27 protein-coding genes are annotated in these 24,265 nt (G+C 53.3%); 6 read left to right on the top strand and 21 right to left on the bottom strand.

Features of this window, described 5'->3' with window-relative positions:
• Positions 1 to 13 precede the first annotated feature (13 nt).
• Both TY09_RS08340 and TY09_RS08335 read left to right on the top strand, forming a co-directional pair.
• Positions 14 to 1,033, top strand: coding sequence for a zinc-dependent alcohol dehydrogenase (locus tag TY09_RS08340; protein WP_042433017.1), 1,020 nt, complete (start codon positions 14 to 16; stop codon positions 1,031 to 1,033).
• A gap of 19 nt (positions 1,034 to 1,052) precedes the next feature.
• Complete coding sequence (locus tag TY09_RS08335; protein ID WP_009065311.1) at positions 1,053 to 1,802, top strand: SDR family NAD(P)-dependent oxidoreductase; 750 nt, start codon at positions 1,053 to 1,055, stop codon at positions 1,800 to 1,802.
• A 1,102-nt stretch (positions 1,803 to 2,904) separates the two neighbouring features.
• Here the strand turns inward: TY09_RS08335 and TY09_RS08325 are convergent.
• Genes TY09_RS08325 through TY09_RS08310 form a run of 4 tightly spaced genes read right to left on the bottom strand, consistent with a single transcriptional unit; the run spans position 2,905 to position 6,982 of the window.
• Positions 2,905 to 4,026 (bottom strand): GerAB/ArcD/ProY family transporter, encoded by a 1,122-nt coding sequence (locus tag TY09_RS08325; protein WP_042433015.1) that lies wholly within the window; start codon positions 4,024 to 4,026, stop codon positions 2,905 to 2,907.
• Positions 4,027 to 4,044: 18 nt separating this feature from the next.
• Entirely contained in the window at positions 4,045 to 4,257 is a 213-nt protein-coding gene (locus TY09_RS08320; RefSeq protein WP_009065314.1) for a hypothetical protein, read from the bottom strand.
• A gap of 14 nt (positions 4,258 to 4,271) precedes the next feature.
• On the bottom strand, positions 4,272 to 5,411 hold the full coding sequence (locus TY09_RS08315) for a Ger(x)C family spore germination protein (RefSeq protein WP_042433012.1): 1,140 nt from the start codon (positions 5,409 to 5,411) through the stop codon (positions 4,272 to 4,274).
• Positions 5,408 to 6,982, bottom strand: coding sequence for a spore germination protein (locus TY09_RS08310; protein WP_052335573.1), 1,575 nt, complete (start codon positions 6,980 to 6,982; stop codon positions 5,408 to 5,410). Before TY09_RS08310 ends, TY09_RS08315 begins: the two co-directional genes overlap by 4 nt.
• 244 nt (positions 6,983 to 7,226) lie before the next feature.
• Between TY09_RS08310 and lepA the strand changes: the two genes are divergently transcribed.
• Positions 7,227 to 9,035, top strand: coding sequence for a translation elongation factor 4 (gene lepA, locus TY09_RS08305; RefSeq protein ID WP_042433009.1), 1,809 nt, complete (start codon positions 7,227 to 7,229; stop codon positions 9,033 to 9,035).
• 24 nt (positions 9,036 to 9,059) lie between these two features.
• Positions 9,060 to 10,169 (top strand): radical SAM family heme chaperone HemW, encoded by a 1,110-nt coding sequence (gene hemW / locus TY09_RS08300; protein ID WP_042433006.1) that lies wholly within the window; start codon positions 9,060 to 9,062, stop codon positions 10,167 to 10,169.
• Between the two features lie 70 nt (positions 10,170 to 10,239).
• On the opposite strand, the gene TY09_RS08295 is transcribed toward hemW, so the two are convergent.
• Positions 10,240 to 10,497, bottom strand: a complete 258-nt coding sequence (locus TY09_RS08295; protein WP_407650461.1) for a helix-turn-helix domain-containing protein — start codon at positions 10,495 to 10,497, stop codon at positions 10,240 to 10,242.
• 82 nt (positions 10,498 to 10,579) lie between these two features.
• On the opposite strand from TY09_RS08295, the gene TY09_RS08290 reads away from it, so the two are divergent.
• Positions 10,580 to 10,762 carry a hypothetical protein gene (locus TY09_RS08290; RefSeq protein WP_009065334.1) on the top strand — a complete coding sequence of 61 codons (183 nt, stop codon included), beginning with the start codon at positions 10,580 to 10,582 and terminating at the stop codon, positions 10,760 to 10,762.
• 51 nt (positions 10,763 to 10,813) lie between these two features.
• Here TY09_RS08290 and TY09_RS08285 read toward each other — a convergent pair whose 3' ends face one another.
• The 7 genes from TY09_RS08285 to TY09_RS08255 all read right to left on the bottom strand — a co-directional run bounded on the left by TY09_RS08285 (position 10,814) and on the right by TY09_RS08255 (position 15,258).
• The gene (locus TY09_RS08285) at positions 10,814 to 11,239 is read right to left on the bottom strand and encodes a flavodoxin (RefSeq protein WP_035317159.1); all 426 of its coding nucleotides are present in this window, start codon (positions 11,237 to 11,239) and stop codon (positions 10,814 to 10,816) included.
• A 137-nt stretch (positions 11,240 to 11,376) separates the two neighbouring features.
• Positions 11,377 to 11,928, bottom strand: a complete 552-nt coding sequence (locus tag TY09_RS08280; RefSeq protein ID WP_009065319.1) for a DUF3793 family protein — start codon at positions 11,926 to 11,928, stop codon at positions 11,377 to 11,379.
• A gap of 50 nt (positions 11,929 to 11,978) precedes the next feature.
• Entirely contained in the window at positions 11,979 to 12,260 is a 282-nt protein-coding gene (locus TY09_RS08275) for a DUF2325 domain-containing protein (protein ID WP_020074362.1), read from the bottom strand.
• A 166-nt stretch (positions 12,261 to 12,426) separates the two neighbouring features.
• Positions 12,427 to 12,582 carry a FeoB-associated Cys-rich membrane protein gene (locus tag TY09_RS08270; RefSeq protein WP_009065312.1) on the bottom strand — a complete coding sequence of 52 codons (156 nt, stop codon included), beginning with the start codon at positions 12,580 to 12,582 and terminating at the stop codon, positions 12,427 to 12,429.
• Between the two features lie 3 nt (positions 12,583 to 12,585).
• On the bottom strand, positions 12,586 to 14,724 hold the full coding sequence (gene feoB, locus TY09_RS08265) for a ferrous iron transport protein B (RefSeq protein ID WP_042432997.1): 2,139 nt from the start codon (positions 14,722 to 14,724) through the stop codon (positions 12,586 to 12,588).
• Positions 14,725 to 14,801: 77 nt separating this feature from the next.
• Entirely contained in the window at positions 14,802 to 15,023 is a 222-nt protein-coding gene (locus tag TY09_RS08260) for a FeoA family protein (protein ID WP_020074359.1), read from the bottom strand.
• A 25-nt stretch (positions 15,024 to 15,048) separates the two neighbouring features.
• Positions 15,049 to 15,258, bottom strand: a complete 210-nt coding sequence (locus tag TY09_RS08255; RefSeq protein ID WP_009065300.1) for a FeoA family protein — start codon at positions 15,256 to 15,258, stop codon at positions 15,049 to 15,051.
• A 236-nt stretch (positions 15,259 to 15,494) separates the two neighbouring features.
• Between TY09_RS08255 and TY09_RS08250 the strand changes: the two genes are divergently transcribed.
• Positions 15,495 to 15,902, top strand: a complete 408-nt coding sequence (locus TY09_RS08250; RefSeq protein ID WP_009065342.1) for a metal-dependent transcriptional regulator — start codon at positions 15,495 to 15,497, stop codon at positions 15,900 to 15,902.
• Positions 15,903 to 16,124: 222 nt separating this feature from the next.
• Here TY09_RS08250 and TY09_RS08245 read toward each other — a convergent pair whose 3' ends face one another.
• The 9 genes from TY09_RS08245 to hgdC all read right to left on the bottom strand — a co-directional run bounded on the left by TY09_RS08245 (position 16,125) and on the right by hgdC (position 24,232).
• Positions 16,125 to 16,730 (bottom strand): HD-GYP domain-containing protein, encoded by a 606-nt coding sequence (locus tag TY09_RS08245; RefSeq protein WP_009065287.1) that lies wholly within the window; start codon positions 16,728 to 16,730, stop codon positions 16,125 to 16,127.
• Between the two features lie 208 nt (positions 16,731 to 16,938).
• Positions 16,939 to 17,925, bottom strand: coding sequence for a TPM domain-containing protein (locus TY09_RS08240; protein WP_042432994.1), 987 nt, complete (start codon positions 17,923 to 17,925; stop codon positions 16,939 to 16,941).
• Positions 17,922 to 18,491 (bottom strand): hypothetical protein, encoded by a 570-nt coding sequence (locus TY09_RS08235; RefSeq protein ID WP_042432991.1) that lies wholly within the window; start codon positions 18,489 to 18,491, stop codon positions 17,922 to 17,924. The genes TY09_RS08240 and TY09_RS08235 overlap by 4 nt, the downstream gene beginning before the upstream one ends.
• A gap of 192 nt (positions 18,492 to 18,683) precedes the next feature.
• Positions 18,684 to 19,817 (bottom strand): toxic anion resistance protein, encoded by a 1,134-nt coding sequence (locus TY09_RS08230; protein ID WP_042432988.1) that lies wholly within the window; start codon positions 19,815 to 19,817, stop codon positions 18,684 to 18,686.
• A gap of 24 nt (positions 19,818 to 19,841) precedes the next feature.
• Entirely contained in the window at positions 19,842 to 20,495 is a 654-nt protein-coding gene (locus TY09_RS08225) for a 5-bromo-4-chloroindolyl phosphate hydrolysis family protein (protein ID WP_042432985.1), read from the bottom strand.
• A 73-nt stretch (positions 20,496 to 20,568) separates the two neighbouring features.
• Entirely contained in the window at positions 20,569 to 20,760 is a 192-nt protein-coding gene (locus TY09_RS08220; protein WP_042432982.1) for a hypothetical protein, read from the bottom strand.
• Between the two features lie 140 nt (positions 20,761 to 20,900).
• Entirely contained in the window at positions 20,901 to 22,055 is a 1,155-nt protein-coding gene (gene hgdB / locus TY09_RS08215; RefSeq protein ID WP_009065317.1) for a (R)-2-hydroxyglutaryl-CoA dehydratase subunit beta, read from the bottom strand.
• 5 nt (positions 22,056 to 22,060) lie between these two features.
• A complete protein-coding gene (locus TY09_RS08210; protein ID WP_042432979.1) occupies positions 22,061 to 23,350 on the bottom strand; it encodes a 2-hydroxyacyl-CoA dehydratase subunit D in 1,290 nt (429 codons plus the stop codon).
• 93 nt (positions 23,351 to 23,443) lie between these two features.
• Positions 23,444 to 24,232, bottom strand: a complete 789-nt coding sequence (hgdC, locus tag TY09_RS08205) for a (R)-2-hydroxyglutaryl-CoA dehydratase activase HgdC (RefSeq protein WP_020074509.1) — start codon at positions 24,230 to 24,232, stop codon at positions 23,444 to 23,446.
• Between the last annotated feature and the right edge of the window lie 33 nt (positions 24,233 to 24,265).

Raw genomic sequence — 24,265 nt, 5'->3', positions numbered from 1 at the left:
GAAAGGGGAACACATGAAAGCTTTGATGTATACGGAACCGGGACGCGTAGAGCTGCGCGAGCTGCCGGAACCGCAGGTAAAACCGGGAACGATCAAAATCCGGGTGGATTACGTCGCATTCTGTGGGTCGGACCTGCATGTGGTCGACCACGGAATGGACAATGTGCCAACGCCGCATCTGCTGGGGCATGAGTCCTGCGGCACCATCGTCGCACTGGGCAAGGGAATGGCGGAGCTGGGCTGGAAGCTTGGCGACCGTGTCGCCTGCGCGGGGGCGTCCCCCTGCGGCGAGTGCGACGACTGCAAGCGCGGGGACGATATGTTCTGCAAACACCGGTGGCGCGTGCGTACCTTTACGGAATACGCGCTGGTACGCCCCAATATGATCTTCCGGATTCCCGACGGGGACGACATGCTGCCGTACTGCCTTGCAGAGCCATGTGCCTGCGCCCTGCGCGGGGTTGACCTGATGGAGATACCGGCGGGCGCGACCGTAGCGCTTTCCGGCGCAGGAGGGATCGGCAGCATTCTGCTGAATCTGCTTCTGCTGCATGGCGGCACGAAGGTCACGGTGTTCGAACCGGTCGCCTCCAAGCGTGAGCTGGCGCTCTCACTGGGGGCGGAGTACGTGGTTGACCCCCTTACGGAGGATACGGTTGCCAGAGGCAAGGAGATCACGCAGGGGCGGGGCTACGATATGGTTTTCGAGGCCTCCGGGTCGCCGTCCGCCGCACCCGCGATGCTGGACCTGGTCGCAAACAAGGGCAAAGTGATGTATTTCGCGGTGTACCCCATGCAGTACGAGCTGCCGGTAAACCTCTACCGGCTTTATCAGAAGGAAGCGAGCATCCATACGGCATTCACCACGACCTTCCATTATCATCGTGTCATGAACCTCATCCCCAAGCTGCAGACCGAAAAAATCATCGGCAAGGTTCTGCCGCTGTCACAGGGGGTGGAGGCGTTCGACCTGCTGCGTTCCTCGCAGTATCCCAAAATCGTGCTGGAATGCAGTAACCACAAACCCGTTTGATACAAAGGAGCGTTTCAATATGTTTTCTAATAAAACAGTATGTGTCACCGGCGGTGCGAATGGAATCGGGCTGGCATTCACCAGGCGGTTCCTCGCCGACCACGCGGCGGTCTATGTCTGCGACGTGAATCAGGCCAATCTCGACAAACTGCCGGAGCTGGTGGAGAATCCGCAGAATCTGCACTGCGTGCGCGCGGACGTGTCTGAGGTCGAGGATATGCGGCGGTTTTTCGACCGGATGGAGCAGGAAAGCGGCGGCGTGGACATCCTGATCAATAACGCCGGCATTAACCTGAACGCCCTGATCGAGGATATGGAGCCGGAGACCTTCGACAAGGTGATAAAGGTGAACGTGCGGGGCGCGTTCCTCTGCTCGAAGTATGCGATCGAGCAGATGCGCAAAAAGGGCTGGGGACGCATCATCAACCTGACCTCTCCATCGGGCAACACAGGCGGTGCTTATAGCAACGGTCAGATCGCTTATGGGGCCTCCAAGGCAGCCCTGATCTGCATGACCAAATCCCTTGCGCGTGAAACGGCTCGTCAGAGCATCACCGTAAACGGCGTGTCCCCCGGCGTGGTGCCCAGCAACATCACCAACAGCTGGGAGCCGGAGCTGCGGGAGAGCCTGCTCTCTAAAATTCCGATGCACCGCTTTGGCGACCCGACAGACATCGCCAATATGGCGGCATACCTCTGCTCCGATGAAGGGTGGTACATCACCGGCCAGGTATATCATGTGGACGGCGGTATGTGGATGCTGGAGTAAGCAAAGAAAGCGTTTTTTCACAGCCGCCAAAAGAAATCTGGTTTTTCCCGAACAGGCGGCTCGCCTGTTTCATAAAAAAAGCGCCCGCCGAATGATCGGCAGGGCGCTTTTCTGTTCCTGAAAGTTGTCATTTGATACACGGAGCGGTGGGTCCGGTGGGGCCTACGGGGCCTGTGGCACCGGTTGCACCTGTGGCTCCAGTGGGGCCTACGGGGCCGGTTGCGCCTGTGGCACCTGTAGCACCTGTGGGACCGGTCGGGCCTGTGGCGCCTGTTGCGCCTGTGGCTCCAGTAGGACCTACCGGGCCTGTGGCGCCTGTAGCACCCGTCGCGCCTGTGGGGCCGGTCGGGCCGGTTGCGCCTGTGGCACCCGTGGCACCTGTGGCACCTGTTGCGCCCGTTGCGCCCGTGGGGCCGGTCGGGCCGGCAGGACCTTGTGCACCCGTGGCGCCTGTGGCACCGGTTGCGCCTGTAGCACCTGTGGCACCCGTTGCGCCCGTGGGACCGGTGGGACCTTGTACTCCCTGAGGACCTGCGGGACCTACTGCTCCCTGAGGACCTACGGGGCCTACGGGCCCTTGTACTCCCTGCGGGCCGGCGGGGCCAGCGGGGCCGGGAGCGCCGGCAGGGCCGGCAGGACCTGTTGCACCGGTCGGGCCTGTGGGACCCGTGGGACCCGGAATCGGGAACGGAGGCGGGCACGGCGGGCACGGCGGGCAGGGCGGATACGGCGGTGGGCACGGCGATGGGCACGGCGGCGGACAAGGTGGGCAGCCACTGTTGCCGCTGCTACTGGTGTAAATCTTCATGCCGGGGGAAAACGAATCCCCGACACCAAATGAGGATCTTCTGTCTGATGACATATGCAAATCTCCTATCTATATAATAGGTCTCTCGTAAAAGGATGGCACCCTTTAGTATAGTATGAAGATTTGAGAAAGTTGTTGCAAACACAAACCGCTAATTTCGGGCGCTAAATCGCCGTTAACAGCATAAAACATTCTCTTTGCTATGCGTTTCAGCATTCTCTGCGCACACAAAAAACCAACGGGTGTTTTGCCTGTTGAAGATTCGCAGCAATTATCTGGAGAGACAGATATTATTCAGGAAGTTTGCGATGCCGTCTGTACCGAAGAGGTCTTTTTGCTGCGGGTTCTCCATTCGCCTACCAGCCAGATAATAAGAGGGACAATGACCTGGAATGGCAGGGCATACAGCGGGTAAAGGTCGAGAAAATCGAACATCTGCACCGCATCAGTGTAAGAGAGGACGCAGAGCATCAAAACGAACATGAAGATCGGCATCATGATCAGGTCGAGCTTATTGGGAGTATTCAGCAGCTTTGCCAGCCCCAAAGCCCCGGAGTACAGGCACAAGCTGGTTTTTGTCAGTCCTGCTACGATAAAGTTGACGGAAATCGTCCCCTCAATCCGCGACAGAAAGCTGCCGATCTCCATGATCCTTGCGCAGGTATAAGACGGAAAATACTCCTCTTCCATCAACTGTGGGCCAAGCGTAAGGACATTGCGGAGGATGATAACCAGAAGCACCAAAGTCGAGTAAAAAAGCCCCTTGAGAAAGATTTTATAGGGACTTCCATGCTTTACCGCATTGATCAGGGGAAGAAACACCACACATTCCGCATAAGGGAATACGAAAATTTGATAGGAGCTTCTCATTATTTCCGGCGGGGAGTGCTCCAGAACCGGCAGCAGGTTCTGTGGCCGCATGCTCGCAATCGTAGACAGAACGGTGATAATCATGATGCCGATGGTAAGATACAGGCCAACGATGGACCATTGGCTCATCACCTGAATCCTGCTTTTGCAAAGATAAGCGCCGACCAGCAAAAAGGAAATCATCATCGGAATCTGCGGGGTTTCCGGCATGGCCACGATCTCCATAAATTCAGAAAAATTTCGAGAGACGATCGCCGCCAGATACAGATAATACCACACAAGCAAGGCAATCACGATTCGGCCGGGGATTTCTCCGAACCAGTCCAGAATAGTTGTAAAAAAATCTTTTCCGTCCATCAGCCGTATGATTCTGGCGTACATCACAAAAACCGGTATGCTGATAACGGTAGCGATCAGCAAACAGATCCAGGCATCCTGCCCCGTATGGGAGTTCACACCCATTACCACACTGCTGCCAAAAGCAAATAAAATAATCATCAGAACCATTTCCCGTGAGGAAACAGGATTGTCATGAATTGTTTTCATGTTGAATTCCTTCCCTTTTCAAACGCCGCATATTTTTTGAATCATCCATGTTAAAACAGTCGCAATTCTGGGAACGGGAACGCCTATTTGATCCAGAATCAATACCACAAAGCAGAACAAACACACGCCCAGGTACCAGAAACGCAGCGGCCGGGCCATCATCTGACGCCTTGGAATATAATCTATACAGATGATACCCGTAATCAAAAAGACCAGTATGATATAGATCAAAGGAACTCCTCCTACTACTCACGCACCATGGCGGTATTTGCCAGGTAAATTTTCACCGTAACATCCACGGGAAGGGTCTGGTATATTTCGTTCCACTGACCAGAGATCTGCCTCCAAAGCGGCAGATTTGTGCGGTATATCAGGCTGCCCATCCCCAGAGCATCCGACTGATACTGTGTCTGCAGCTTTTTGATGACATTTCGAAGATTTTCCTGAACCAATTTTTCCGCTGATTTTTCTACCCGGTCAAGTACGGGATTATCGCCTTCGCTTTTATCGTGCGGAAATTCCGCAAAATAGGCATTGATTTTAATGTCCAGCTTCATAGCAATTTTTCCATTATTGTTATCATAAGACATAAAGGATTCGACTTTTTTGATTTCCAGCGAAATGTTATTCTGGGTAATCTCCGGTTCGTAAAGCGTCAGAACGCCGCCGGTGAGGGGTCCGTTGACCATCAGCATATATTTTGTCTCTTCCGAAGAAAGAATGCCTGCGAGTAAACTACTCCGAAAAACAGCGCATCCATAGGCTTCCACGTGTTTTTTTTCCGAATCCGGCTCTGACGCCAGATAAAACACCGGCAGAACCACGTTCATCCCCGGCAGCTTAAAATCATTATAAATATGATAAAACTGCGCACTGTAGAGGGAACCCGTCACTCTGGCGTCCTCCCGGATGATTCGGCTGATGTCGTAGGAAACGGCTCCGCTGATTTTTTGGTCGCTGTTCAGTATAGCCCGTGCGGTTTCCTCCCCCGAGACGACCAGTTCCATTGTTTCGCGCATTTCCGAGTCGCGCAGAGCAAAATCCAGAATGGCATCCAGGCCCTCCCTTTCGGCGATCTGTTGACTGATCACCATGATCTGCATATTGCCGAAATACAGCTTGCTGGCAAGCTGGCGTTTGGCATTGCGGATCGCTTCGAGCATAGAGCCGCCCTCCGCAAACACCAGATTTGAGTTTGGCCCCGCTGTTTTGGTGGGCTGCGTCAAATCCATCACCTCAAACGTCATCAGGTACTGCCCATCGTCAGCTTCATCGACCGCCATACCGGCCACGATCGTCATTTCATTCAGGCCCCGGTAGTTCCAGCATCCTGCCAGAGGGAGCATCAGGCAGACGGCAAGCAGGGCACACAAACACCTCTTCATTCTTTCGTCCTCGGGGATACCTTCTGACGTACCGTACCCCATGCTGTTTTTCTTGGGCGCTGAATCATCGTCCACCAGGGCGCGCGGATTACTATGTCTTTTATCTCCTGAAACTGCAGACGCCCGCTGGGGGTCAGCTGAGAAACCCCAAAGGAATCCAGATTCAGCATGTGGATAAACAGCGCGCAGAGCGTCAGCATCATCCCGAACAGCCCGAAGATCGAAGAGCCGATGAGAATGAAGATCCGCACAAAAATGATTGGTGCGTTCATTCTGGGCACCAACAGTGCGGTGATGCCGGTGATACCGACAATGATGATCATCGGGGCAGCCACCAACCGGGCCTCCACCGCCGCCTGACCGATGACCAGAGCGCCCACGATGCTCAGCGCCTGACCAATGTTGGACGGCATGCGCACGCCGGTTTCGCGGAGAATATCAAAAACGATCAGCATAATAAACGCCTCGGCGGCAGCCGGCAGGGGCACGCCCGTGCGCTCGCTGGCAATATTGATCAGCAGCGGGGTGGGCAGCATCTCATGGTGAAACGCCACAATCGCGATATAAAACCCGGGTACGGTAATGGTCATGAAAAATCCGAGAATGCGAAGCATACGCGAAAAAGAGGTGTAGAAAAAGTTCATGTAATAATCTTCACTGCTCTGAAAATTTTCGATGAACAAATAGGGCACTGTCAAAACAACTGGGGTACCGTCAAGGAAAATAGCGATCCGTCCCTCCAGAAGCTTTGCTGCCACCACGTCGGGCCGTTCGGTATAGCCGGTACTGCGAAACGGCGAAAGGGCAGAATCACGCATCAATTCGGAAAGGTAGTTCGTGTCCAGCACGCCGTCAATGTCGATATTGTTCAGCCTGTCTTCCAGCAGCTTCAATATATTCTTGTTGACGAGGCCGTCCAGATAGCAGATGCAGGCCTTTGTTTGGGTACGGCGGCCAAAGGTGCGGAACTTGAGCTTTAAATCGTGCGTGCGCAGCCGGCGCCGGATCAGGGTCAGATTATTGAGCAGACTTTCGTTAAAGCCCTCGCGCGGGCCTGAAAGAATTCTTTCGTTTTCCGGCTCATCCACTCCGCGCAGCTGAAAATTTTTGGCGGACAGAATCAGCGCCCGGGAAGAGTGCGGCAAAAACAGAACTGCGTCGCCGTAGGTAACACTGTCGCACACATCCTTCCATTTTTCGCTGATCTCAATATCGCTGGCGGTAAGAATCTGCTTCGACAGGCTTTCGGCCAGATCGCGCCCCGGCTTTTCACGCGACTCGATCAACGGGCGCAGCACGCCGTCGTGCAGAAGGGATGAGCTGACCATCCCGTCGCTGTAATACAACCGGTATTCCAGCCACGGATAAAAGGCATTTTGTATTTTACGACATATGATGGTATCGTTGTCTTTGAACAGCTCTTCAAAGCGCCGGCCGTTTTCTTCCATAGAAGAGAAGAGGACTTCCTCCTGGCTCTGGTTGGCCGCTTCAGACTGCTCGGAACTCTGGTTCAGCACCTTATCGATCCGTTTCTGCTTTTCCTCCTGTTTGGGACGGAATGGGTTCCACAAATCAAATCATCTCCGATCTTTTCCTGCGTAACACGAATTCGGTGTTTATTATGAGCAAACACCGGAAATCTATACCTCTTTTCCCAGTTTTCCGACCGTTTTTTCCCAGCCGCCAGCCGCGGCAGAACTACATTTTTCTTTCCAATCCACGGGATTTGTGGTATAATATTATATTACATCATTCCAATTTATTTGAAGATTCAGCACGCACAATTTTGAGCAGTTGGGAGAATCAGGTGACAGCATGTCGATTCCAAGAAACAGAATCAGAAATTTCAGTATTATCGCCCATATTGACCATGGAAAAAGCACATTGGCCGACCGTATTTTAGAGCAGACAAAAGCGGTTGCACTGCGGGACATGGAAAATCAGCTTCTGGATAACATGGATCTGGAGCGGGAACGCGGCATTACGATCAAGGCGCACGCGGTCACGCTGGTATACCATGCCCAGGATGAGCAGGACTATATTTTCAATCTGATCGACACCCCCGGCCACGTGGACTTCAACTATGAGGTATCGCGGTCTTTGGCGGCCTGCGAGGGCGCGCTGCTGGTGGTGGACGCCTCGCAGGGAATTGAGGCGCAGACGCTGGCCAACACGTACCTGGCGCTCGACGCCGGGCTGGAGATCGTGCCGGTGATCAACAAGATCGATCTGCCCAGTGCGGACCCGGACCGGGTGAAGGCGGAAATCGAGGATGTGATCGGCCTGCCGGCAGAGGACGCGCCCTGCGTTTCAGCCAAAGCCGGCCTGAACATCGACCAGGTGATGGAACGCGTCGTGAAGGACATCCCTCCGCCGGAGGGCGACGAAACAGCGCCGCTTCAGGCACTGATTTTCGATTCTTACTACGATTCCTATCGCGGGGTCATCGTATATGTCCGCGTAAAGCATGGTACGGTGCGTGCCGGCGACCAAATCCGCATGATGGCCTCCGGCAGTGAGTTCACCGTAGTGGAGGTGGGCTACCTGCGCGCGACAGGCATGGAGCCGACCGAAAGCCTGTACGCGGGCGAGGTGGGGTATATCTCCGCTTCGATCAAGGCGGTCAAGGAGGCGCGCGTGGGCGACACCGTCACGCTGGCCAGCCGCCCGGCCAAGGAGCCGCTCCCCGGCTACCGCGCGGCGCAGCCAATGGTGTTCTGCGGCGTATACCCGGCAGACGGCGCGCATTATTCCGACCTGCGCGAGGCGCTCGAGCGCCTGCAGCTCAATGATGCGGCGCTTTCCTTTGAGCCGGAAACCTCTATCGCACTGGGCTTCGGCTTCCGCTGCGGCTTTTTGGGTCTGCTGCATATGGAGATCATTCAGGAGCGCCTGGAGCGCGAATACGATCTTGATCTTGTCACGACCGCACCCAGCGTTGTGTACCGCATCACCAAAACGGACGGCGAGGTGGTCTATGTGGACAACCCCACCAACTACCCCGACCCGACGCTGATCTCGATGGCGGAGGAGCCGATGACGAATGCGCACATCTATTCGCCGTCGGAATATGTGGGAAACATCATGGAGCTTTGCCAGGAACGGCGCGGCGTGTTCCAGGACATGAAATATCTGGATACCGACCGCGTGGACATTCACTACACCCTGCCGCTCAATGAGATTATCTATGACTTTTTTGACGCGCTGAAAAGCCGCACCCGCGGCTATGCGTCGTTTGACTACGAGCTGATCGGCTACGAGAAATCGAACCTCGTCAAGCTCGATATTCTGCTGAACGGCGAAATGGTAGACGCGCTGTCGTTTATCATCCACGCGGATAAGGCGTACCCCCGCGCACGCAAAATGACGGAAAAGCTGGCGGAGAAAATTCCGCGCCAGCTCTTTGAGGTGCCAATTCAGGCATGCATCGGCGGACGCATTATCGCGCGCGAAACCGTACGGGCCATGCGCAAGGACGTTCTGGCCAAGTGCTATGGCGGCGACATCACACGAAAGAAAAAACTGCTGGAAAAACAGAAAGAAGGAAAAAAGCGCATGCGCCAGCTCGGCACCGTAGAGGTACCGCAGGACGCATTCATGAGCGTTTTGAAACTGGACGAATAGACGAACATTTCGAACGGAGGGATTATGAGCCGCACACCTATAGGCCTGTATCTGCATGTACCATTCTGCAAAGCGAAATGCCCCTACTGCGATTTTTACTCGATCCGGGGCAAAGAAGAAGAGAAAGACGCTTACACCGAGCAGATGAAGCGTTTGCTGTACGCCGCTGCCACACGGCTGAACCGCGAGGCGGACACCGTGTATTTCGGCGGCGGGACCCCCTCTGTGCTGGGCGCAAACCGGATTGCCGGGCTGCTTGACGCCGTGCGGCAGAACTGGGGCCTCAGCGGGGCAGAGATCACGGTGGAGGTCAATCCCGGGGAATATGAACCGGGATTTTTCGAAACCCTGCGGAAAGCCGGAGTCAACCGTCTTTCGATGGGCCTGCAGTCCGCCGATGAGGAGGAACTGCGCCTTCTGGGGCGCCGCCACTCGATCGGCCAGGTACGGCAGGCGGTTCGGGAAGCACAGCAGGCCGGGTTCGACAACATTTCTCTTGATTTGATGCTGGCGGTACAACAGCAGAACAGTGAAAGCCTTCAGCGGTCGATCGCTTTTTGCGCCGATTGCGGTGTGCAGCATGTTTCTTCCTACCTGCTCAAAATTGAGCAGGGCACGGTATATTACGACCGCCGGGACGACATGGTCCTGCCGGATGAAGATGAATCCGCGGAGCTGTATCTGCTGGCCTGCCGCGAGCTGGAGCAGGCCGGGTTCCATCAGTATGAGGTATCGAATTTCGCTGTTCCCGGCTATGAGAGCCGCCATAATCTGAAATACTGGAATGCAGAGGAATATTACGGAGCCGGGCCGTCCGCCCACTCGTTCATCGATGGCCGGCGCTATTATTACCCCGGTGATCTGGAAGCCTTTCTGCAGGAGCCACGCAACATCTGCGAGGGCGACGGCGGTTCGCCGGAGGAATACGCCATGCTGCAGCTGCGCCTGTGCGGCGGCTTGCAGCAAAAGGAATATCAGAGCCGCTTTGGCAGCCCCTTCCCGGAAGAGTATTTGAAAAGAGCTCGTCGTTATGTGGAACAAGGGCTGGTCGTGTGCGATGAGGAAAACATCCGCTTTACACCAAAGGGTTTTCTGGTTTCGAACATTTTGATTGCAGATATTCTGTTGGGATAATAGAAATCATATGGAAAGAAGGAACAGCCTCCAATGGCAATGCCATTGGAGGCTGTTCCTTCTTCTTTTATCAGGGGGAAGCGTTCTTCTCATGCTTTCTTTTGGGCGCAGGGTAAGGGGGCTTTTCATCTGTCTGCCCTAAAAGATAATCAATGCTTGTTTTATAAAATTTTGCCAAAGCAATCAGCGCCGAGCTGGGAATATCCAGCGTTCCGCTTTCATATCGGGAATAGGTCGCCTGACTGATATTCAACACCTCCGCCAGCTGCTGTTGGGTGAAGTCACAGTCTTCCCGTAAATTTTTGATTCTCGGATACAAGCTTATCACCTCATAAGCATTGTACTTTATGCGGTTTTCGCATATTGACTTTTATGCGATAATTGCATAAAATAAAACTGAGGTGAAACGTATGCCTGATTACAAAGCCATGTATTACTCTTTAGCCGCTCAGGTCGCAGACGCAATTGAACTGTTAATCCGGGCGCAGCAAAACGGGGAAGAATCGGTATTGGAAGAGGCCAGCCCTGTAGTAACACTTTATCCAGCGGAAAATTCCAAAGATACTGATCAAAAAGAAAAGACCGAGTCCTGAAACCCGGTCTTTCCCATTCTATTAAGAGGAAACTGTCTTTATGTTGGGGAGTTATGCGTTCGCGAGAGCCTTGCCCAGATCCTTGCAGTTTTCGGCTGCTTCATCGTCGGGGGCTTCGTTCGCGATCACAGTGCCGATCACCGGTACGCCAGCGCCCTGCAGGTCGCTGTCCCAGGTTCTCATCCACTCGCCGTCGCCCCAGCCGTAAGAGCCGAACAGAGCCACTTTCTTGGAAGAAAGCTTCTCTTTCACGGAATCAAGCATGGGCTCGAACTCGCTTTCTTCCAGCTGCTCCGCTCCCATAGAGGGGCACCCGAACGCGATGTGCTCAAACTCATCGGCCAGCTCGGGAGTGAATTCTGCGGAAGTATAAACCGAAACATCCGCTCCGGCTTCCCGGGCGCCATCTGCCACCAGGTTTGCCATCGCTTCTGTATTTCCTGTGCCGCTCCAATAGACTACTGCCAATTTTGCCATAATCTTTCACTGCCTTTCCAGTTTCTTCAAATTATACTGATCTTCAATCAAAAACAGTGCATCGTGATGGTTGTCTCCCCCGCCGGAAACGGGAGAGACAACCGAGCACCCTTTTTCATCTCAGATCCGTATTATCATTAAGCAGCGACGGTCAGCTGAAGCACCGACCTTCCGCCGCAAAACAGCTTGGTATAAATTGCCCTGCATTTATCAATTTTAGCAAAGAGACGTTTTGCTTCGATTTCGTTGTGGTATACTTTCCAGATGCCGCAGTATTTGCAGTTGCGGCCCTGATTTTTAATAAATTCCGCCACATCCTCAATCGGGTACCCTAAAAACAGCCCGATTTCATGGGGGAAGGATTGAGTCAGCGCAATCCGCTGCCTTAGATAATTCAGGCAGTCCGATAAGCTGCCCATGGGATAACCGTATTCGTTCAAAAAATGGATCGCCTCCGGGCGGTTCAAATCCGCCGTCAAAGCAGAGGCACGATAAACATAAATCAGTTCGCGGGCTGAATTGCTGTGCAGCAATTCCAGATAAACGCCGCGTGGGTTCAAAATTTGGTTCCAATACGAGAGATAGTCCAGTACCAACTCTTTTTCTTCGCCGGTATAACTGAAAAGGCTCGCCGTTTTCAGCCCGGCCAATGTGGATGCACAATATTCTACTAAATAACGTTCCAGCATGATCCGATCATACCCTTCGTGTACAGGATTCGGCGCTCGGGAACTTTCGGTTAGCAACAATGCTCGGCCAGAATGTTTTTCAGTGCGCAGGAACTGCTGCTGTGAGAACGCACGACCGCCGTTCCGGTATTTTTCGTCATCTGGAGCGCGCTATACACCATTTGGTGCGATACCGTGCTGGTAAAAAGGACCAGAAGATCGGGGCAGCCAATTTGTGTTTTCAAATTTGCCGGCTGCTGCGTAAATACCTTGGCTTTGCAGTTGAACTGCTTACATATGTCCTTGTAGGTACAGACCATTCGGTCATGGCCCCCAATAATGACAACACTCATACTTTTCTTACCATCCTTTCTTTTTTGAAAACTCGATGAATAGGCTTATGTATCCCTCAAGTTAGACATAACTAACTTGAGGTTCAAACAATAGAGTTAGCAAAGCTAACTCTATTGTCGAATCGAAATGTGACAGAGGAAACCTCATCTTCAGAAACACTGCGGCTCACTTGTGATGATGCGCTTGCTCCTCTTCCGGGCTGCAGCATCCGCAGTTGCCGCTGCACCCGCTGCATCCACCGGATTTGTGGGTGCGATAGGTCTGATACGCAGCAAAAGCGATTCCTCCAAAAACAATGACGGAAATAATAATTGTAGCCATAGTTTACGCAGACACCTTTCTGTTTAAACGTTTGCCCGCGGAATTTATGTCGGCCGGTTTGCGTACCAAGAGATAAATCAGTGCGGCAATCAGCACAAATGCTACCGCGGTCCAGAATCCAAAGCCGCCGCCGTTAATCAGGCTGCCGGTCTGGTAGATGATCAAAGCGATAATATAGGCGAACACAGTCTGGTAGCCAACAGAGAACCAAGTCCATTTTGCGGAACCAAGCTCGGTGCGGGCCGCACCGATTGCAGCGAAGCAAGGGGCGCAGAGCAGGTTGAATGTGAGGAAAGCATAAGCGGCCAGAGGGCTAACGGCAGCCTGCAGACTGCTCCATACTTCCGCGCCATCCTCGGCAACCTCGGCAAAGCCGAACAGGATACCGAAGGTGCCAACTACATTTTCTTTCGCGATCAAACCGGTAATGGTTGCAACAGCAAACTTCCAGTTGTCAAAACCAAGCGGGGCAAACAGCGGTGCAATGAAATTGCCGAGGGTCGCCAGCATAGAATCTTCAACGTCAACCATCTGCATATTCCAGCCGAAGGAGCTGAGGAACCAGACCAATACGGTTGCGAGCAGGATGATCGTACCGGCCTTTTTGATGAAGGCTTTTCCACGGTCCCACATGTGAATCAGAACGCCTTTGGCGCCCGGCACGTGGTAAGCGGGAAGCTCCATAACAAACGGAGCGGGATCACCGGCAAACACTCTGGTCTTTTTCAGGATGATACCCGAAACGATGATTGCGCCAATCCCCAGGAAGTAAGCGGAAGGCCCAACCCAGGTGGAATCGGGGAACATAGCGCCCGCAATCAGGGCGATAATCGGCAGCTTTGCGCTGCACGGAATAAACGTTGTGGTGATAACGGTCAGCTTGCGGTCATGGTCGTTCTCAATCGTACGAGAAGCCATGATGCCGGGAACGCCGCAGCCGGTACCGATCAGAATCGGGATAAAGGATTTACCCGACAGGCCGAAGCGGCGGAAAATACGGTCCATAATAAACGCGATACGCGCCATGTAACCACAATCCTCCAAAATGGCCAGGAACAGGAACATGGTCAACATCTGGGGCAGGAAGCCGAGAACAGCGCCCACACCGGCGATGATGCCGTCCATAATCAGAGAAATCAGCCAGTCGGCAGTACCGACGGAAACAAGGAAGCCCTCAATAGCAGGCGGAATGATTTCACCGAACAAAGCATCGTTAACCCAGTCGGTCATTGCGGTGCCAACTGTGGAAATGGAAACATAGTACACAAACCACATGATCAATGCAAAAATCGGCAAAGCCAAAATGCGGTTCGTCACAACTCGGTCAATTTTATCCGAGGTGGTAAGGCCGGCTACCTTCTTCTTGTAGCTCTTATGGATCACCTTGGAAATATATTCATACCGTTCATTGGTAATGATCGATTCGGTATCGTCGTCGAGCTCGGTCTCACACTTGGTGATGATCGCCTCAAGATTTGCGCGGTCGGCGTTGGAAAGACCGGCCTCGGCCAGCATCTTTTCATCGCGCTCAAACAGCTTGATGGACATCCAGCGCTGATGGCGGTTCTTCAGTGCGCCGGGCAGCTGCTGTGCGATCTGCCCAAGGGCTGCTTCCACCTTATCGCTGAAGGTGGCGGCGATTGCGTGGGGCTTCTGCTGCGCCGCGCTGAGAGCTGCAGAGATCAGCTCCTGAGTACCTTCGGCTTTCAGAGCGGAAATTTCCACCACCGGACAGCCAAATGCTTCACCGATCTTTTTGGAATCGATGGTATCGCCGTTCTTACGGACAATATCCATCATGTTCAAAGCCAGAACCACCGGCAAGCCCATTTCCACCAGCTGGGTGGTCAGGTACAGGTTGCGTTCCAGGTTGGAAGCGTCCACCAGGTTGACAATGACGTCCGGGTTCTCATGGATTAAGTAATTCCGGGTGACCACTTCCTCTAAAGTGTAGGGAGAAAGGGAATAAATACCCGGCAGGTCAGTGACGATAACGTCCTTATGTCCTCTGAGCTTTCCTTCCTTTTTCTCAACTGTAACTCCGGGCCAGTTACCCACATACTGTGATGATCCGGTCAACTCGTTGAACAGAGTGGTTTTACCACAGTTCGGGTTGCCCGCAAGCGCTAATTTTATAGACATGTTTCGTTCCTCCTCGTTTTCCTGCGGAAGTCTTGACTAACACCGCACTGCCTGAAAGCCCTGAATCGGGCATCCGGTCAGTCTACTTCAATCAATTCCGCGTCCGCTTTGCGCAGGCTCAGTTCGTAGTCCCGAACCTTCACTTCAATCGGATCCCCCAGCGGGGCAACTTTACGCACGAACACCTGGGCTCCTTTGGTAATGCCCATGTCCATAATCCTGCGTTTTACGGCTCCGGTTCCGTGGAGTTTTACCACGGTAACGGTATCCCCGATCTGTACCTCCTTCAACGTCTTCATCAAGCCTCAACCTCTTTCCTTATATTCATATCATGATCCGATTCGCCATGGATTTATCCAGAGCGACTCGGGTATCCTTGATATTCAGGATCATATTGCCGGCGATCTCACTGACCACCGTAACGCTTTCGCCCTCCACAAACCCTAAGGATGCAAGAAAGCGGCGAACCTCATCTTTGCCGGTAACTCTTTTAATTAAATTTCTTTCTCCGGCTTTGGCCATTGTCAGTGGCATATAGATACCTCCTAGGCAAATTGTATTTTGCCGTCTTCGGTTTTATGATGAATCGAACAAAGTTAGCGCATGCTAACCTTTTGCGTCTTTAGTTTATCATAGCTAACGAAACGTGTCAACTGCCTGCCATTGTTTTTTTAAGAAAAAAGTCAACAAATTCCGGCTTTTTGGAGCGTTGTAAAAAGTGCAGGTTTATGGTATGATATAGAATAACAATTTCGAAAGGGGGAGTTTGCGTGAAAATACAGGAATCCGCGGAAAATTACCTGGAGACGATTCTGGTTCTGAAAAACCGCAGAGGAGAAGTTCGCTCTATTGATATTGCCAACGAGATGAATTTTTCCCGGCCCAGCGTGAGCCATGCCATGAAGCAGTTTCGGGAAAACGGCCTGATCACGATGGATGATAACGGATACATTGAGCTGACAGAAAGCGGCCGGGAGATTGCGGAGCGAATCTACGAAAGGCATACCCTGTTATCGGAGTTGTTGATGAAACTCGGTGTACAGGAAACCGTGGCCAAAGAGGACGCCTGCCGCCTTGAGCATGCGATCAGTGCCGAGAGCTTTCAAAAGCTGCGCGAATATTGGAATCGCCATCAGGGTGTATGCGCCGATGCAGAGCAGTGTCCCGACGGGAAATAAATTGCTGCCCCGGTTTATAATATGAAATAAAAAGAGAAAACTCTCCGCTTTGTCCTGCGGAGAGTTTTTTGCGTCCTGAACCGTTCCGGCTCTCTGCCCTTCCCGGGGTGTGAGCGGCTGACAATTAATTAACCAAAAGTATATAATATTTATGATTATACCATTCGTTTCAGAAAAACGGCAGGCACCCAAACTCCGGTGCCTGCCGTTTTTGATTTTTTATTACTTTGCACTTTGCAGCTTCTGCATGGTCTGCCAATTTCTCAGAACCAATTCTGCGATCGCCGGATCGTACATGGTTCCGATGTTTTTCTCAATTTCATTCCGGCACGTCTGATCGGGCAGAGAATCCCGGTAAGCGCGCTTGCTCTTCATCGCGTCAAACGAATCGCACACCGCAATAATCCGCGCTTCCAGCGGAATCTGATCGCCGCAGAGCGCATTGGGGTAGCCTGTCCCATCATAGCGCTCATGGTGGCACCACACGATGTAGGCAATTTCCTCCGTAGAGGCAGACTGCATCAGCATGCCCGCGCCCAGCGCGGGATGCTGCTTCATGATAGCCCATTCCCTCGTCGTCAGGCTCCCGTTCTTTTGAAGAATCGCATCAGGAACACCGATTTTACCGATGTCGTGTGCATTGGCGGCCAAATACACGCGCCTGCACTGATCGGAGGAAAGCCCCAAATGATGCGCAACAAAATAACTGGTACGAGCCACCCGAAGAGAATGGCAGACGGTGTATAGATCGTGATCCCCAAGCAATTGTGTCTGACGTTTTACAATCTCGTAGTAATCCTGAGCAGGTGTTGAGAAATTCGCTTCCATGCTGAATACCTCATGATTTAAGAGTATTTCATAATCTGTCGGATCGTAAAAACATTCTTTATCAACGGTACAGAAAAGCCCCGGAAGGGGCGTTTTCTACTCGTAATTCCCGATTTTATTGTAAATACCCGCACACTGCGGCAACTGTATTTTAAATATAGATCACTTCGTGCGAAAAAAAGGTCTCTTTTTGGGGAAAAGAGGATTCCTAGAAACGGCCCGCCCCGCCGCCGCTGCTTCCGCCGCCACCGCCGCTGAAACCGCCGCCTCCGCCAAAGCCTCCGCCTCCTCCGAAGCCACCGAATCCGCCACCGCCGCCGAACCATCCGCCGTGGTTATCGTGATCATCATGATCATCATGGTGGTGATGGTCGCGGTTATCATCCCAGGGCGGGGGAGGGCGCCGGCTGGAACCCCACAGGTTGCCTAAAAAGAACGGCCAGAACCATGAACCGCCGCCGTAATATCCTCTTCCGCCGTATCCGCCGCCATACGGGGGATACCCGCGATACCGGCGCCTGCGGGAAAAGATGGAGCTGAAAACAACAAACAGAATGATCAGCATAATGATGGAACTGAACATCCTCGAAATGCCGCCGGAGCGCTGGCCTTCGTACTCATTGACTCCGCCGCCGCCCTGATATTCTGCTTTTGGATCCGGCAGCGCTCCAGCGGTGCTGGAGATGGAAACGCCGTAATTGCTTTCATACCAGTTTACCAGCGCGGTAAACATTTTCTGCACACCCGCGTCGTAATCCTTGGCGGCAAAATCCGGCTCCAGGTATTCGTTAAGCATCTGCTTGAGCTCACCTGCAGAGAGTTCATCCTCGATCCCATAGCCGGGGATCACGCGGTAATTGTCGTCGCCAATGGCCAGCAACAGCAAAATGCCGTTGTTTTTCTCTTTCGAGCCGATCTTCCACTGATTGAACATAGCATAGCCGTAATCGGAGATATCCGCGTTGTCCAGAAAATCCACCGTCGTCACAACAATCTGCCCACCGGTTTTTTCGTACAGATTGATATTGGCGGACATGATGCCGTTCTTGGTTTCATCGCTGAGCACACCGGCAAAATCATTGACATAAAACTGATCGGTCGGCTCCGGTATGTTCACTTCTGCCGAAGCAGGCAGAGCGAACAGAACAGACAGAAGCACGGTTAAAACCAAAAGCACACTGACGCGCTTTTTCATTTGTCTCCCCCTGTCATGGTATACAGCTCGAGAGGTTTCACCCCAACAGCGGACGCCATCGCGCCGCCGGGGGTCGACCTCAGTACCTTATCATTAAAATTCTGCGCCAGACCATTATAGCCGTTATAGCTGATGGACGCATTGCGTGATTTAAAATCCGCTAACAGGCGGGTGCGGTACTCCGTATCCTTCTGCGACAGATACTGTCCCTCCATCGCGTCATATACAGACTGGAACGCAGAATCCAGACTCAGATTGGCCTGGTATTTGGCTGACGGCGTCTGGGCTCCCGCCAACGCATCCGCTGCCTGCCGCAGCGCCGTAATCCGCACGTCATTGGCGTCCAGATACCGCCCGGCTACCGTAATCAGGTTTCCCGAAAGAGAGACTCTTGATTCCAGGTAATGTGAAATTCCCAGTCCGTCGCCGCGCGTTCCCTGCGTAAAGGTCTGCTCCGCCTGCTGACGCAGTCCCGACACCGACCTAACCGAGCCAAACAGAACCGACAGCACAACAACAGCAATCAAAACAACCCATGCGGTTCGCCGGTTTTTAAGCCACTCCATGGTTTCCTCCTGTTCAGAGTTTGTTTATCCATACCATACATGCCGGATATTTTGAAGAAAAGCAGACCGAGGCAAGGCAGATTGCAGAAATATCCAAAGAGCGCACACACTGGATGTATTCCAAGGATTTTAACGCAGCCACAGCCTGTTTTTATCAAAACAGAAAGTTGCGTTGCGTTTACAAACCGCCTATCAGTCTCTCAGTTCCAGCAGCTTCTGCTTGAGCTCTCCCTCAATGCGTCCCAGCTCGACCTCGGCAGCACGGCGCTTCTGCGCGCCCTCCGACTGAATGCGGCGCACTTCCTCCAGTGTAGAGATCAGCGCCTGGTTCGTCTGCTGCAGCGTTTCGATATCTACAATGCCGCGCTCAGATTCCTTCGCGGTCTCAATCGTGCCCATTTTCAGCATCTCGGCGTTTTTCCGGAGCATCTGGTTCGTCATGTCGGTCACACTGCGCTGTGCTTCCAGCGCCTGCTGGGAGTGCGCAAGGCCGAGCGCCAGCACCATCTGGCTCTTCCACAGCGGAATCGTGTTCACGAGCGACGACTGGATTTTTTCGGCCATCAGGCTGTCATTGTTTTGGATCAGGCGCACCTGCGGGCCCATCTGAATCGAGATCATGCGGGTCAGCTCCAGATCGTGCAGCTTCTTTTCAAAGCGGTTACACTGATTCGCCAGATCGTTCGCGGCCTGGGCGTCCTCGGGCAGCCCGGTAAGCTGTGCTTTTTCACGTGCCAGACGCAGCTCGTTCTGCTTCGCGCTTTCGAGGCGCTCCTTACCGGCCAGAATATACATCGAAACCTCTTTAAAATAATTGAGGTTCTGCTCATACATTTTATCCAGCATCGCAATATCCTTCATGAGCTGGATCTGGTGGTTTTCCAGCGTGGTAGTGATCTTATCCACGTTGACCTCCACCTTGTCGTACTTCGTTTTCAGCGCGGAAATCTGATTGTTCGTCTTTTTCAAAAAGCCAAACAGGCCCTTCTTCTCCTCGGGCTTGATTTCCAGACCCTTCAGCTCCGTGACCAGATCGGTGAGCATACCGCCAACCTCGCCCATGTCTTTGGTACGGACATTGGCAAGAGCGGAACCCGAAAAATCGGCGATTTTCTTTTGTGCGCCGGCGCCGAACTGAAGAACCTGATTGGTATCTGTCAGATCGATCTTCTGCGCGAAAGCGCTTACCAGCTTCTGCTCCTCGGGCGTCAGCTGGCTTTTATCCAGCGTTGTGGAGGCAGCCGTCTGTTCCTCCTGCTGATCCTCCTGTACGGTAACTTCGGCCGGCTCCAGTGTCAAATCGGGGACAAACTCCTGATGCTCCATGTTTCAAACACCCTTTCCTTCGATTCATTTGCTGTCCTTGTCAAATTGGTCCTTCGTCAATCCCTCACGGGCCATCATATTCTCCAAAACGGTAATATCTGTGGAAATATCGAGCGCCTCATCGGCAAACAGGTGGTCGAGCTGCTTTTCAAACGCCTCTTCGATGCTTGAGAGGATCCCTTCCACACCGCGCATGGCGGATTCAATATTTTCCCCGGAAATGTCCTGCGACGCCATCCGCTCATAGCTTTCGAGCAGCTTAACGGTGGTGGGCAGATAATAGTTGAAAAACAGGCGAAGCTTTGTCGCTTTGCTTGTATTCTTCTCCAGATACGCAAAAATCTTTCCGCAGATGCCGCAGATACGCACAATGTGCGCACTGACAGCGGGGTCGGCAATTTCTTCATCGAGCGCCCGCAGGCGTTTGAGCTGCTCGCGTCCATCGTTGATCAAAGCATCCGCGCCGGCATCGCCCGTATTTGCGGGGCGTTCTTCCTCCGGCACCAGAATCGTTTTTGCCGGAAAGACGCGGCTCATCACAACATAAGCCGCTGCGGAAATGACCGCGGCCAGCACAAAATGCCACGCCTGATAAAAAGGAAGAACCAGCGCCCCCAAAAGCCACGGCACTGCCGCCGCATATACCGGAATTGCTGATTTTCGAGTCACTTCACGCATAAATTCCTCCCTTTCTCCCAATCAGGTCAATGTGTTTTCATTGTAATGCTTTTGCATTTCCCTGTCAAGAAAATCAAAGGTTGGGGCTTGATTCACCCCTTAGGGCACCCGGCGAAGGAAACGCCTTTTTCGCCCACAGGAATCCTTCTATATCTATTATTTTGATAAAAAGTGAATTTTGCTTTGTGACTATACCGCAGAGATTCTGCTGGCGCAGGGCCCGCCCCAGCACGAGGGGCAAGCCCTGCGCCAGCAGAAATTCCATGTGAAGCAACTCACAAAAAAACTAGTTCTTTCATAACAAGATGAAGAGGGAAAAGTCTGCCGCAGCTTACGTACAGGCCCAGCCTGCAAAAAAGCCCCTTCCGGGATTTCTCTCGGAAGGGGCTTTTTTAGAAATGTAAATTAAAGAGACTTCAACACGTCGGCAAACGCCTGAATCGCAGTAGCAGCCTGACCGAAGTCGCGCATCTGCTGGTCGATGCCCAGCTTGATGTGCATCACGCCGGCCTCGTCCAGAGCCTTCTTCAGAGAGGGATACTCCATCTCCTCCGGATCACAGAACTGCTGCATGAACAGGATCAGACCCTGTGCGCCGTTCTCTTTTACCATGTTGGCAACGAACTCGCCACGGCGGTTCTCAGAGGAATGTTCATCATAGAGCAGAACGTCGTAGTCAAGGCTCGCAAACTGCAGGGCCAAAGCCATCATCGGATCTGCCTGATCCTCCGGAGCATCGGCACGGAAGGAACGGCTCTCCTGAGCAACATCATCCGCAGCGATCGCAACGTTGTTGTCCTCAAAAATCTTGAGGAGGGTCGGATTATCACAGATGATACCGCTGGTGACAACCTTCACGCCCTTCCAGTCACAGGCAGGCAGTTTCCCCAGCTCTTCGTTGAGCGCTTCGAGCTTCTCGGTGTACTCATCCTTGAGCATGAACCAGGAAGCCTTCAGCACCGCGCTGCGCTTTGTGGGGGTGATCACGTCGCAGTGCTCGCTTGCAAGCTTTACAAACTCGCGGCGGGCAGCACGGCTCTTGTTGTATACCTTAATCGCGTTCTGAATCGCTTCGTCCGTAATCGGAGCGCCGCTGATTTCTTCCAGCGCTTTTCTGATGTTGGTGTACTGATCCACACAGAATTTCAGGCCGTAAGCGGGCTTACGGTTCTGGGGATGTGCCAGGAAGATGGTGGGCATCTTCTCGTACTTGGCCATCGCCACGCGGATGTTCTGGCTCATCGGGCGCAGGGTATCGCAAATGGTGGGGGTGATCACGCCGTCAAGCTGATCGAGCGTGCCATCCAGCAGCATTTCAAGGCCCAGCTGCGCGATGGTGCAGTAGAACGTTGCGCAGTATTCCTTCGCCATGGAAATGGTCTTATCGTTGCTGCCCCAGATGCCCATGGGAACCATGCCTGCGGCATAAACGAGCTCTTCGGGCGCATAGTAGGGCAGAATGCCGATCACTTTTTTGCCCTGTGCTTTAAAATCTGCCAGCTGCTTTCCGGGATGTGCAGCAACACTGGCCAGCTCACTGATAATCGATTCGATACTCATGTTCGTTAGCCCTCCTTCGCAGCTTTGGTTGCTTCCATCGCTTCAACAAGGCCCTGTACGCGTGTTTCGTACTGAGCGGCATTGAAGTTACGGGGATCCGCCTGGTCGCCGTCGAACGCGGCGCAGGGAATGCCCAAGTCGGCGGTGAAGCGGCGCTGCATTTCGGGCATATAGCCGGACCACGGCTTGCAGCTGCGGTTGTAATGAACCAAAACACCGTCTACCTTATTATCGCGGCAGAGGCCCTCACGCCATTCAACACCCTGTTCCAGGCAAACGCTGTTCGGGGCTTTGCAGTATGCACGACACAGATCATCCAGTCCGTCGTATACGAAACCAAACGCAGGTGCGTACACAACAGCGGTTACGTTCAGACCGCTGCCCTTCAGGGGCTTAAACAGCGCCTTCAGATCAGGCCAGCAGGGAATACCCTCGAACATAATGCGGTATTTCTCTTCAAACGGCAGGGTGGAGGTACCATTCTTCACGTGCTCCTCCAGCTCGGTTGCCAGCAGCTCAAACGCTTCGGCGGTGGATTCCTTGCCGCGGGCGGTAACAACGTCCGCCATGTGGTTGAACAGATCGAAACCAGACATCGGAGAGGGCTCGTACTGGCAATAGTCACAGACCTTCAGCCATGCCTTCGCGGTGCGGTTTGCGTTTGCGCATACCTGCTCAAACTTCTTCTCATCAAACTTATTGCCGGAGATCTTTTCCAGCTGCTTGATTGCGTCCTCGAACTGGGCGCGAATGTATGCCACCTGGCTCTCGTCTACGTGAGTGGTGTTGTTGTAGGGAACGTCGATCATAATGAGCGGAATGTTGTGCATACGAGCAATGTTCTCGTACCATTTCGTCATGCAGTTGCAGATGTTGTTGCAGCACAGAACAAAGTCAGGCTGCGGCATCTGACGGGACACGTTGGTTGTTTCTACGCCGGAAGCGTAGGCCAGGCTGATACGGGCATAACCACAGATATCAGCATCGAAGCCCAGGTTCTCGGCAGCCTCACACAAACGCTCGCCGTCATGCTGCGCGGCGATACCGGCGGCCTGGTTCTCGGGATATACAACGGCCAGGTCAAGGGCTTCTGCGATTTCGCAGGGGAATTTGGAAGAAGACCAGCCCACCGGGCGGCCCGCTTTCTTTGCTTCCCAAGCGGCAGCGTAAACGTCGGAAACGACTTTACGCAGAGCAGTTACACCGGGGCTGGCGGGTTTTGCAGGTTTCTTGGCAGGCGCCGCAGCTGCGGGAGCAGTCTGCTCGGCGGGTGCTGTCTTTTCGATTTCTGCCATAGTTCACTCGCTCCTTTTAAAATAATAGTAACAAAGGGTTTCTAACGTGTGGGGAGCTCCCACACCAACGAAAAATCATTCTATTGCCTGGCGCTATTTCTTGCGGGTCGCCTTTTGGTACGCAAACAGCGCCGCGCCAAGCGCACCGGCATACTGAGCCAGGGGAGAGGTGTAGACCTTATGGCCGAGCTCCTCCTCCAGCGCTGCGACAACACCGACATTCTGCGCCACACCGCCGGTCATAACAACCTGGTCGCGCACACCGACACGGCGTGCCAGACCGCTCATACGGGCGGCGATAGAGTGGTGGATACCGTTGATGATGTCGTGCATATCGCTGCCTTGCGCCAGCTGGCTGATCACTTCGCTTTCGGCGAAAACCGTACAGGTAGAACTGATCGCTACCCGTTTGGTGGACTTTGCCCCCAAATCGCCCAGTTCGGCGACTTTCACCTCCAGCACGCGGGCCATTACATCGAGAAAGCGCCCCGTGCCGGCGGCACACTTGTCGTTCATCTGGAAATTGACCATAACGCCATTGTCAATCTGAAGCACCTTCATGTCCTGTCCGCCGATGTCAATGACCGTGTGAACCTCCGGAAACAGGTAGTATGCGCCTCTTGCATGACAGCTCAGCTCACTCATCTGGTCATCCACGATATCAAGCGAATTACGCCCGTAGCCGGTGCCAAGAATAAAGCTCATGTCTTCTTTTTTCATTCCGCAGTTATCCAGCACCTCTTTGATCGCGCGCTCGGGGCCGCTGGTACCGGCTCCCACTGAAACCAGAGATTTGCTGACGATCTCCTGCCCGTCCTTCACAATCACACATTTAGACGTGGTGGAACCAACGTCGATGCCTAACGTATACTTTGCTTCCATAGTAACCTTCCTACCAATTGGCTTTTTGAACTC

This window comes from Faecalispora jeddahensis, assembly GCF_000577335.1.
GTDB lineage: Bacteria > Bacillota > Clostridia > Oscillospirales > Acutalibacteraceae > Faecalispora > Faecalispora jeddahensis.
The sequence above is the reverse complement of the archived record's forward strand: the minus strand, read 5'-3'. Positions and strand labels throughout refer to the sequence as shown.

What these genes read in the sequence shown, in the direction of transcription:
- TY09_RS08240 (WP_042432994.1), bottom strand. Translation starts at nt 17,925, where the DNA reads ATGAAAAAGCGCGTCAGTGTGCTTTTGGTTTTAACCGTGCTTCTGTCT.
- TY09_RS08280 (WP_009065319.1), bottom strand. Translation starts at nt 11,928, where the DNA reads ATGCTGGAACGTTATTTAGTAGAATATTGTGCATCCACATTGGCCGGG.
- hgdB (WP_009065317.1), bottom strand. Translation starts at nt 22,055, where the DNA reads ATGAGTATCGAATCGATTATCAGTGAGCTGGCCAGTGTTGCTGCACAT.
- hgdC (WP_020074509.1), bottom strand. Translation starts at nt 24,232, where the DNA reads ATGGAAGCAAAGTATACGTTAGGCATCGACGTTGGTTCCACCACGTCT.
- TY09_RS08270 (WP_009065312.1), bottom strand. Translation starts at nt 12,582, where the DNA reads ATGGCTACAATTATTATTTCCGTCATTGTTTTTGGAGGAATCGCTTTT.
- TY09_RS08230 (WP_042432988.1), bottom strand. Translation starts at nt 19,817, where the DNA reads ATGGAGCATCAGGAGTTTGTCCCCGATTTGACACTGGAGCCGGCCGAA.
- lepA (WP_042433009.1), top strand. Translation starts at nt 7,227, where the DNA reads ATGTCGATTCCAAGAAACAGAATCAGAAATTTCAGTATTATCGCCCAT.
- TY09_RS08290 (WP_009065334.1), top strand. Translation starts at nt 10,580, where the DNA reads ATGCCTGATTACAAAGCCATGTATTACTCTTTAGCCGCTCAGGTCGCA.
- TY09_RS08225 (WP_042432985.1), bottom strand. Translation starts at nt 20,495, where the DNA reads ATGCGTGAAGTGACTCGAAAATCAGCAATTCCGGTATATGCGGCGGCA.
- TY09_RS08340 (WP_042433017.1), top strand. Translation starts at nt 14, where the DNA reads ATGAAAGCTTTGATGTATACGGAACCGGGACGCGTAGAGCTGCGCGAG.
- TY09_RS08255 (WP_009065300.1), bottom strand. Translation starts at nt 15,258, where the DNA reads ATGCCACTGACAATGGCCAAAGCCGGAGAAAGAAATTTAATTAAAAGA.
- TY09_RS08325 (WP_042433015.1), bottom strand. Translation starts at nt 4,026, where the DNA reads ATGAAAACAATTCATGACAATCCTGTTTCCTCACGGGAAATGGTTCTG.
- TY09_RS08275 (WP_020074362.1), bottom strand. Translation starts at nt 12,260, where the DNA reads ATGAGTGTTGTCATTATTGGGGGCCATGACCGAATGGTCTGTACCTAC.
- TY09_RS08315 (WP_042433012.1), bottom strand. Translation starts at nt 5,411, where the DNA reads ATGAAGAGGTGTTTGTGTGCCCTGCTTGCCGTCTGCCTGATGCTCCCT.
- TY09_RS08210 (WP_042432979.1), bottom strand. Translation starts at nt 23,350, where the DNA reads ATGGCAGAAATCGAAAAGACAGCACCCGCCGAGCAGACTGCTCCCGCA.
- hemW (WP_042433006.1), top strand. Translation starts at nt 9,060, where the DNA reads ATGAGCCGCACACCTATAGGCCTGTATCTGCATGTACCATTCTGCAAA.
- TY09_RS08245 (WP_009065287.1), bottom strand. Translation starts at nt 16,730, where the DNA reads ATGGAAGCGAATTTCTCAACACCTGCTCAGGATTACTACGAGATTGTA.
- TY09_RS08235 (WP_042432991.1), bottom strand. Translation starts at nt 18,491, where the DNA reads ATGGAGTGGCTTAAAAACCGGCGAACCGCATGGGTTGTTTTGATTGCT.
- feoB (WP_042432997.1), bottom strand. Translation starts at nt 14,724, where the DNA reads ATGTCTATAAAATTAGCGCTTGCGGGCAACCCGAACTGTGGTAAAACC.
- TY09_RS08285 (WP_035317159.1), bottom strand. Translation starts at nt 11,239, where the DNA reads ATGGCAAAATTGGCAGTAGTCTATTGGAGCGGCACAGGAAATACAGAA.
- TY09_RS08220 (WP_042432982.1), bottom strand. Translation starts at nt 20,760, where the DNA reads ATGGAATTTCTGCTGGCGCAGGGCTTGCCCCTCGTGCTGGGGCGGGCC.
- TY09_RS08335 (WP_009065311.1), top strand. Translation starts at nt 1,053, where the DNA reads ATGTTTTCTAATAAAACAGTATGTGTCACCGGCGGTGCGAATGGAATC.
- TY09_RS08260 (WP_020074359.1), bottom strand. Translation starts at nt 15,023, where the DNA reads ATGAAGACGTTGAAGGAGGTACAGATCGGGGATACCGTTACCGTGGTA.